This window comes from Myroides injenensis M09-0166 (assembly GCF_000246945.1).
Taxonomy (GTDB): domain Bacteria; phylum Bacteroidota; class Bacteroidia; order Flavobacteriales; family Flavobacteriaceae; genus Flavobacterium; species Flavobacterium injenense.
In genome coordinates this window covers 1-7,717 of record NZ_BAEX01000120.1, presented here as the reverse complement: position 1 = coordinate 7,717, position 7,717 = coordinate 1, and the positions used below count along the sequence as shown (strand labels likewise).

Annotated in this window: 4 protein-coding genes; 2 read left to right on the top strand and 2 right to left on the bottom strand. The window is 32.1% G+C overall.

The genetic code is table 11. The annotated features are described in order from the left end of the window. Both RH98_RS14215 and RH98_RS14210 read right to left on the bottom strand, forming a co-directional pair. A partial coding sequence (locus tag RH98_RS14215; protein ID WP_010256471.1) for a phage tail-like protein occupies positions 1 to 715 on the bottom strand: 715 nt, incomplete at its 3' end. A 526-nt stretch (positions 716 to 1,241) separates the two neighbouring features. After that, positions 1,242 to 4,415 carry a cytochrome c biogenesis protein CcsA gene (locus RH98_RS14210; RefSeq protein ID WP_026038923.1) on the bottom strand — a complete coding sequence of 1,058 codons (3,174 nt, stop codon included), beginning with the start codon at positions 4,413 to 4,415 and terminating at the stop codon, positions 1,242 to 1,244. Positions 4,416 to 4,619: 204 nt separating this feature from the next. Between RH98_RS14210 and RH98_RS14205 the strand changes: the two genes are divergently transcribed. Together RH98_RS14205 and RH98_RS14200 are read left to right on the top strand one after the other, a co-directional pair. Further along, positions 4,620 to 5,819: a pyridoxal phosphate-dependent aminotransferase gene (locus RH98_RS14205; RefSeq protein ID WP_010256464.1), complete on the top strand. Its 1,200-nt coding sequence runs from the start codon at positions 4,620 to 4,622 to the stop codon at positions 5,817 to 5,819. A 157-nt stretch (positions 5,820 to 5,976) separates the two neighbouring features. Then, on the top strand, positions 5,977 to 7,347 hold the full coding sequence (locus RH98_RS14200) for a Gfo/Idh/MocA family protein (RefSeq protein ID WP_010256461.1): 1,371 nt from the start codon (positions 5,977 to 5,979) through the stop codon (positions 7,345 to 7,347). Positions 7,348 to 7,717 lie beyond the last annotated feature (370 nt).

Here is a 7,717-nt window from a genome sequence, read left to right as displayed (position 1 = left end):
CTATAGCAAACTTCTCATTGGTAGTGTCTAAACTACTCCAGTCTATTGGAGTTTTTTTACCTGTATCAGGATTGATTGTATAAAAAACATCCCCTTCATAAATAACATTTCCATACTTGCCTTTAAGCGCTTTAACTATATGGTTTATCACGCTGTCATCAGTAATAATATCACCGAAATTATGTATTATTTCTTCTAAAATCTTTATTTCAAATGTTGCTTTCTTTTCATTGGTATAAACATATACTCCTTTTCTACTTTTATCTTGCTCAATCTTTGTTGCAATTTGTAAACTACTAAGAGGAATACTAACTGTGTGACCATTTAAATCTTCTAATATCAAAAATTCTTCATCTACACTTAAAGATTTATTTTGATTTTTAAATGCACTAGAAATGTCATCGCCCATTCCAATCCATTGCAAATTTTTATCCTTACTTGCATAGTTCACTCCCCAGTAATAATATCCAGGCAATATCTTAGATCCATCCATTGTTGTATTATAAATTAACAATCCAACTTTAGGATTACCTCCATCAATTACACTCGTATCAATTAAATTTCTAAGAGCAACTTGTGGAATTAATAAACCTTTATTAGAAGCATTTAATTCTAAAATGGCTGATTGATCTGGTTCACGGGTTCCAATACCAACTTGAGCGTATGAAACGTATCCAGACATCAATAATGCTAACGGTAGTATTCTTCTTTTCATAATGTTTTTATTGCCAATTTTACTCAAAGTTAATAAAAACACACATAATAACCTTAAAAACATAAACTTATAAAGTTATTTTATCAAAAATTAAAAGAAAAACCTCAATAAAAACAAAGAATTCAAACAAAATAGGATAAACAAGTAACTATGTGAAATAAACACTATTTATGTCAATAAAAACACAATAAAAAACCTAATATTTATCAAAAAAAAAGAAAAAAAAACAAAATAAAGATAAAAAACATCGTAGAAACAATAAAAAACACCCAAAATAAAATGGTATATAAAATATTTTAACGCTAAAATTAATAATGTAGTCTCCTATTTTAATAAAATAACACTCTATAGAACCACTTTTTAAAAATAAAATATTTGTCATTCAATAAAACTATAAATACCTAATTCACAACATTTAACTAACCTATATCTCATAAAGCTAAGTAATCTGCTCTATCATAACCAAACACAAAGAGCCCATTCTAAATTTAGAATGGGCTCTTTGTGTGTGATATATACCTTATTATTATTTCTTTAAATACTTACGATATTTTATGTAAGAAAAGGTACTAAGACTCACTGCAAATGCTAATGACCACCACACAGCAGAAGGAGTAATCATCTTATCTCCAGATGCGTATGAATGAAGTCCACTTAAATAGAAGTTAACTCCAAAATAAGTCATCATAATTGAATAATAAGCAAATACACTGAATACATTATAAATCCATGTACCTCTCATTGCAGGAACTAAACGAGCATGGATTACAAAAGCATAAATCATGATACTAATTAATGCCCATGTTTCTTTTGGATCCCATCCCCAATAGCGTCCCCAACTTTCATTGGCCCATTGACCCCCTAAAAAGTTACCTATCGTTAATAACACTAACCCTACTGTAAGTGCCATTTCATTGATATAAGTAAGCTCTTTAATATTCATATCCATTTTCTTTTTATTCTTCTCATTTGTCATAATCATAAGAAGAAGCGCTACTACTCCTAGTATCATTCCTAGCGTAAATGGTCCATAACTACCTACAATTACTGCTACGTGAATGATTAACCAATAAGAATTAAGCACTGGCTGTAAGTTTGAAATTGCAGGATCCATATAGTTTAAATGTGCACCCCATAATATCATACCTGCAACAAAAGCTGTTGAAGCCACTGTTAGTTCTGATTTACGTCCAAAATACAATCCAAACAACGCTGTCGCCCAAGCAACATAGATCACAGACTCATAAGCATCACTCCAAGGCGCGTGCCCCGAAACATACCATCTAACACCAAGACCTATTGTGTGAATAATAAATAGTAGCCAAGTAGACCATATACCTATTTTTACTAGCTTTTTATTAATTTTTCTAGCCTTAATAACATCTGATACAATAAATACAAACATAAATATTGCAGCCAACATATAGTATTTATACAACGTTTTGAAAATATCATATTTATTATATAATATTTCAAACTGTATTTTTTTCTCTGATGGAATTACAGTACTTCCATAAGATTGTTGGTATTTTTTTAAATGACCTAAGTACTCTTCTGCTTTAGAATAATCTCCTGATTCTTGAGCCTCAAATAATGCAGGCACATACATACGAGGTAATATACTCTTTACAAATAAAGAATCCATACCTGTAAAACCTGCTTCATTTACTTCTAAAGGTGAAACCCATTTATCATTATCATGACCAGGTACAGGAAATACAGTTAACATTCTAGAACTGAATGCTGCATTTAACAAAGCTATTTTACCATCTAAATCTAAGAAGTCTGTTTGAAACTTGTTCTTAACAGCCTCATGATTCGCTTCATCTACATATTTATCTAATTTATAGTTTGCGTTCTCATCAAAGAAGTCAATAAAAGAAGCTTGTTTAGTGCCTTTTGGAAGCCCTAATACCTCAGTTACTTTTTCATTATGTAGAGGTAATGTTACGATAGGCACGTAATACCAAAAGTTTGGTGCACCTTGCATTTGTTGAGCAACTGTAAACTGTGTCATCGAAAGAAATACTTGATCAGGCGTAAGTCCATTAAATGTTTCTTTCTTATATACTTTACGTACTAATTCTGATGAAAACGTATTAATAGGTTTCATACGACCACCAAAATCTTGTATAACTAACTCACCAAACTTAGCAGCATGCTCTTTAGTTACAGCAGTAGCTTGTACTAAAGAATCGATTACTCTTTGTGGTAATTTTTCAGGTGTTTTATGAGTATGTTGTGCAAAAGCTCCCAATGATAAAAACAACATTAATACAGTTAACATTGACGCTTTTTTCTCTCTTAATTTGTTTAATTTACGTTTCAAATCTCCAAATCTAGTATTCTTATCAAATAAAATAGCAAGCATTCCTACGTATAAGAAGAAATATCCAACATAGGTAAAAGATGTTCCCCAGAAATCATGGTTAACAGATAATTTAGTTCCTTTCTCATCTCTATCAAATTCTGCTTGGAAGAATCGGTACCCTTTGTAATCTAAAATATTGTTCATGTAAATTCGAGCATCGAAACTTTCAGCTCCATCCATTACGGTAACTTGACTTTCGAAAGAAGAATAACTGCGTTCTGTACCAGGGTATTTCTCTGCAATAAACTTATTTAATTTAACTTGGAAAGGTGTAGTATAAACCTTACTACCATACATAATAGTAAATTCTAAATCTCCCAACTGAAAAGATTGTGGTTCACCTACTCTTCCAGCTTTACCTTTTAAGATAACATCATGCTCTTGCCCTTGACTTCTAACAGTTACAACTAAAGCATCAATATTCATTTTATTCTTGTAATCTCCATCAGATACTAATCCAATCTTGCCTTTTATAGGTTGATCTGGCATTACGAACTGTGTACCTGCCATATTGTATAAGGATCTGAAGTTTAGAGGTTGTTTTTCGTCTGCGGTAACTTCACCAGTAGACTGATCAGCCATCTTCATATAACTCCCTGCAAAAGGAGACATGATAAAAAACTCTCCATTTTCTTCTATAATATTGATAGCTCCAGGAGTCTCTTTATTATAGGAAAATAAAACATTGTGAATACTTGATACTTCACCTTCTGTCAAATAGTGTTCATGTCTCTCACCATCTCCAGATTCTACAAGTTTCAAGAATTTTGTTCCATTAGGATCTGCTTCAATTACTTCTTGAGCTCCCATTATAAAGTCTTTAAATTCTATTTCAAAAGGAATATTATTAAAGTCTTTTTTCATTTTAAAGTGGTTATTAGCCACTGGGGAGAACATAACTTCTTTTTCAAAAGTTCGTCTTCTTGTTTCACCTTGGTAATCTCCATCTGCCATTACCGTTAAGAAAGTTCGCTCTGAATAGATACTATCCACTGTCTCCCCTTCTCTGATAGGCATCATACCTTCAAAACTTATATAACGAGTAATTGCTGCACCAATTAAAATAAGGATAAAAGCTGCATGCAGCATGAGTGTCGCCCATTTTTCCTTAGTTAATAATCGATATCTTTTAATATTACCAATAAAGTTCAGTAAGAAAATTAACATTATAATTTCAAACCACTTTGTATTGTAGATTAAAATACGTGCTGTTGTCGTGTTGTAACGATCTTCAATAAAGGTTCCTATTGCTAAAGCGGCTGCATAAACGATAAAAAGAACAGCCATTAACCGTGTTGAAGAAAAAAAGGATATAATCTTTTTGTCCATGAGTTGTTAATACGTTGTTTTACAATCCAACAAAAATAACCAAAAACCCCAGTTTATCAGTATATTTAACTTATATTTTAGTAATGAATTTCTTCTGACTTATAATTATTTTAATTTACATTTGCGTAGCTTTTTATTGCAATCGAACAAAATGATCATATAGATATAAAAAGCTTTTATGCTATATAATTTAAATTTTCAACTATGCCAAAAATTTCGCAAAAAGGTATTAACATGCCTGAGTCACCAATTAGAAAATTGGTTCCATATGCAGAACTTGCTAAAAAGAAAGGTAACCATGTTTACCATTTAAATATTGGACAGCCTGATATCAAAACACCTGAAGTAGCTCTTCAAGCTGTGAAAGATGCTCAAATAGAAGTTTTGGAATATAGTCATTCTGCTGGATTTGAAAGCTATAGAAAAAAACTAGCATCTTATTACCAAAAACACCATTTAGATATAGATTACACAGATATCATTATTACAACTGGTGGATCTGAAGCCTTATTATTTGCAATTGGTAGTATAATGGATCCAGGAGATGAAATCATTATTCCTGAGCCTTTCTATGCTAATTACAATGGTTTTTCTACATCAAACGGAGTTAATATTGTACCTGTTATGTCTACGATAGATAACGGTTTCGCTCTTCCTCCTATTAGTGAATTTGAGAAATTAATCACGCCTAAAACTAAAGCAATTCTTATTTGTAACCCAGGTAACCCAACAGGCTATTTGTATTCAAAAGAAGAAATGGAACAACTTACTGCGTTGGTTTTAAAGCATGATTTATTTATCATCGCAGATGAAGTTTACCGCGAGTTTGCTTATGATGGATACAAACATATTTCTGTGATGAGTATCCCAGAATTAGCAAACAATGCTATTATGATTGATTCAGTTTCTAAACGCTACAGTATGTGTGGTGCTAGAATTGGATGTATCGTTTCAAAAAACAAGGAATTAATGAATGCTGCAATGAAATTTGCACAAGCGCGTTTATCGCCTCCTACCTATGAGCAAATTGCAGCAGAAGCAGCCCTAGATACTCCACAGTCTTATTTTGACGAAGTTATTACTGAGTATAAAGAGAGAAGAGATGTTTTCATCAATGCTCTTCAACAAATTGATGGTGTACAAGTAACGGTACCACATGGATCATTCTACTGTGTAGCTAAATTCCCTGTAAAAGATGCTGATCATTTTGCTAAGTGGTTACTAGAAGATTACAGCCTTAACGGTGAGACAGTAATGATTGCACCAGCTGCAGGTTTCTACTCTACACCAGGCGTAGGATTAAATGAAGCTCGTATGGCTTATGTTCTTAAAAAAGAAGACTTAATTCGTTCTGCTGAAATTTTAAAAGAAGCTTTAGTAGCTTATAAAGAAGTAGAAAAATAATTTACTAAAATTACCATAAATACAATACTTTAATTCTTAGTATTATCAATACAAAAAAGAAAGTTCTCAAAAATAACGAGTACTTTCTTTTTTTTTATGCACTATTCTTATAAATTTGAAATTAACCAAATAAAAAAACAATACATTTCAAATAATGATGAATAGACGTAACTTTTTACAAAACACTGCTATTGCAGGATTTGGATCATTAATACTGCCCAACTCACTTTTTGCTTTTAATAGTCAAACCAGTAAAGTACGTATAGGTATGATTGCGGTAGGACTAAGAGGACAAGTACACCTTGACGAATTACTTAAACGCGATGATGTAGAAGTAGTAGCCATGGCTGATCCAGATGACAGAATGATTAAAAGAGCTCAAAAGATAGTTAATAATCACAATAAGAAACAGCCTGAAGTGTATCAAGATGGCGATTACGATTACCGCAATTTACTAAAACGTACTGATATAGATGCTGTTATCATTTCTTCACCGTGGGAATGGCATGAAAGACAAGGAACTGAAGCTATGCGTGCAGGTAAAATTGTAGGTATGGAAGTGTGTGGAGCTATGACCCTAGAAGAATGTTGGAAATATGTTGACACATTTGAAGAAACTAAAGTACCATTAATGATGTTAGAAAACGTGTGTTACCGCAGAGATCTAATGGCTATTTTTAATATGGTTAAAAAAGGAAAGTTTGGCGAATTAATACACGGTACTGGAGGATATCAGCACGATTTAAGAGATGTTTTATTTAATGATGGTGTACAACCTTATGGCGGAGGTGTAGAGTTTGGAGATAAGGCATTCAGTGAAGCAAAATGGCGTACTAATCACTATGTAAATAGAAATGCAGAGCTTTATCCTACACATGGTTTAGGTCCTATCTCAGCGATGTTTGACGTCAATAGAGGTAATAGAATTACGCATTTAACATCTATGGCATCTAAAGCTAGAGGATTAAATAAATATATCGTTGAAAACGGTGGTGAAAACCATCCAAATGCAAAAGTTAACTTTAAGCTTGGAGATATAATCACCACTACTTTAAAATGTGAAAATGGAGAAACTATTGTTCTTACACATGATACTTCTCTTCAACGTCCCTATAACTTAGGATTTAAAGTACAAGGAACAGAAGGAATATGGCAAGAAATTAGCTCTGGAGGTATCGATAAAGGATTTATTTATTTTGAAAAAGAGATGAATCATTCTCATCAATGGGCTAACTCAAAAGAATACTTGACTGAATACGACCATCCTTTATGGAAAAACCACGCTGCAAAAGCAGAAGGCGCAGGTCACGGAGGGATGGATTACTTCTTGCTTAACGCTTTTGTAGAGAGTATTAAACGCAATATAGAATTTCCTTTCGACGTTTATGACTTAGCTACTTGGTATGCTGTAACTCCCCTTAGTGAGAAATCAATTGAGGAAAATGGTCAAGTACAGTTAATGCCTGACTTTACTAGAGGGAAATATATAGACAGAAAAACTGTGTTTGGATCCAACAACGAGTACTAAAAATAACTTAACCATACATTTAAAACAATAAATAGAAAGTGATGTTTATTGCTAGATAAACATCACTTTCTATTTATACCCCCTATTGCATTCTATTATCAATCAAAATAATTCATATTTTTAACAACTTTAAAACAAAAAATAGTTAAATAGTTAAATAGTTAAACAATTAAACAAATAATTAACTTTTTAGCAATATTTACAAATTGCTATAATAAAAAAAACATACTACCTATTTGATGGTAATTATAAGAGAGGACCTTATACTAAAGAGGATTTAGAAATGATGAATATTAAATCTGACTCACTAATATAGGATGAGGATTTAAACAAATGGTCTGAAGCTATAAACTTTCCTGATACTACGTGT

Bases quoted from the DNA above. Each gene is read 5' to 3' on its own strand.
- RH98_RS14210 (WP_026038923.1), bottom strand. From the start codon at position 4,415: ATGGACAAAAAGATTATATCCTTTTTTTCTTCAACACGGTTAATGGCT.
- RH98_RS14205 (WP_010256464.1), top strand. From the start codon at position 4,620: ATGCCAAAAATTTCGCAAAAAGGTATTAACATGCCTGAGTCACCAATT.
- RH98_RS14200 (WP_010256461.1), top strand. From the start codon at position 5,977: ATGAATAGACGTAACTTTTTACAAAACACTGCTATTGCAGGATTTGGA.